At 56.5% G+C, this 1,728-nt stretch carries 2 protein-coding genes; one reads left to right on the forward strand and one right to left on the reverse strand.

Translation table 11 applies throughout. From position 1 onward, the window contains the following. Nucleotides 1–82 precede the first annotated feature (82 nt). On the reverse strand, nucleotides 83–979 hold the full coding sequence (locus ACPYOP_RS32830) for a LysR family transcriptional regulator (protein WP_481414368.1): 897 nt from the start codon (nucleotides 977–979) through the stop codon (nucleotides 83–85). Nucleotides 980–982: 3 nt separating this feature from the next. On the opposite strand from ACPYOP_RS32830, the gene ACPYOP_RS32835 reads away from it, so the two are divergent. Then, the coding region (locus tag ACPYOP_RS32835; protein ID WP_481414369.1) for an SDR family NAD(P)-dependent oxidoreductase at nucleotides 983–1,728 on the forward strand (746 nt) is incomplete at its 3' end.

Below are 1,728 nucleotides of genomic sequence, written 5' to 3' on the forward strand. Positions count from 1 at the left end.
GGGGGCGGTTCCGGCTGGGGGCGAAATGACACTTTAAGCGTCTTGGACCATTCCTAGTGCCCTTCATCCAAAGCCCGCGACTTTAGCTGACATTTTCAAATGAGCCAAAGGCTGAAACGGCGAAGGAAATGAAGCTACTTAGCCGAGGGGTCATGCGTCGATCGCGATAATAAAGCAACCACATAGGACGTTCGCCGAGCCGCCAGTCTGGGAAAAGCGGGATGAGGGAGCCCGCTTCGATGTCGTGCTTCAATAGGATTTCCGGCTGCATGATAATGCCGAGTCCGGCTCGCGCCGCTGCACGCACAGCCTGACCATTGTTCACGATTATCATCCGGGTCGGCGAGACCTGGACGTCTTCCTCGCCTCGTGTAAATCGCCATGGTGAACGAGCCGATGGCGTAAACGCGATAGCCTCGTGGCCGTCCAATTCGTTTGGATGTAGGGGCATGCCCTTTCGGGCCAGGTAATCCGGTGCGGCGCATACCGCCATGCGATACGGCATCAATACTCTTGCGATCATGTTGCTGTCCGACATTGCGCCAATGCGAAAAGCGACGTCGAACCCCTCGTCGACAAGATCGACATTCCGATCCGTCAGCGTGATGTCGAGTTCTACGTCCGGGGCGAGAATTCGGTAGGGGCCGAGCGCCGGCATCAAGGCCTCCGCACCGAAAGTCGTAGGCGCAGTTATGCGCAATCGCCCCTGAATCTTCGTGCGCTGCAACTCGGCAGCCTCTTCGGCAAGCGAGACGCGGTCAAGAATGTCGCGGCATTGCTCAAAATAGCTGGAGCCGAAATCGGTCAAGCTTTGCCGGCGCGTCGTTCGGTTTAGGAGCCGTGTGCCAAGTCGTTCCTCCAGCGCGGCGATATGCTGTCCGACCATCGCTGGTGATTGCCTGAGCTCCGCCGCAGCCGCGCTCATGGAGCCGGCCTGTACCGTTGAGACAAACGCCTGCATAGAACGAAAAATGTCCATTTAATGATATTGCTTTCAAATGATCCAAGATTTTCGCTAATTATCGTTCACACCAAATGCAATTACAACGACTGCGATGAAATCCTCAATGGAGATGGAAGAATGCTCGCGCGGTTCGCTAAGAAAACAATCGTCATCACAGGTGCAGGAACGGGTATGGGGCGGGCGGCTGCCATCCGTCTGGCAGAGGAGGGAGCACGCATCGTTCTCGTCGGACGGCGAGCAGAGCCCCTCGAACAAGTGGCTGCTGAAATCACCGCAATGGGTGGGGCCGCTACGGCCATTCCATGTGATATTGGCAAGGCAGAAGCAGTTGCTGGATTGTTCCGACAAGTCGCAGATATGTCAGGTCGGATAGATGGCCTTTTTGCCAATGCCGGTGTTTTGGGACAGTTTAAGCCGCTAGTCGACACCGAAATTGCGGACTTCGGCGACTTGCTTGCCACAAATGTGCTTGGCACATTTCTTTCAATCAAGCATTGCCTACCCTTTGTGGAAGGCGGTGCGATCGTCATCAACGCCTCATGGACTGCGGGCAGCGTCATGCCTGGTGCTGGTACCTATGCTGCCACGAAAGGTGCCCTTGTCACATTGATGCGCACACTCGCAGTGGAGCAAGGGTCGCGGAGCATTCGAGTTAACAGCATCAGCCCCGGAATCATCCTCACGCCAATGGCCGAAGAGGCCCTTGATCCGTCGTTAGCTGCCAAACTCGCCGAGCATGCGCCGCTGCATCGCAACGGGACGCC

The sequence above is a fragment of the Rhizobium sp. KNZ2-6A genome (assembly GCF_056755475.1).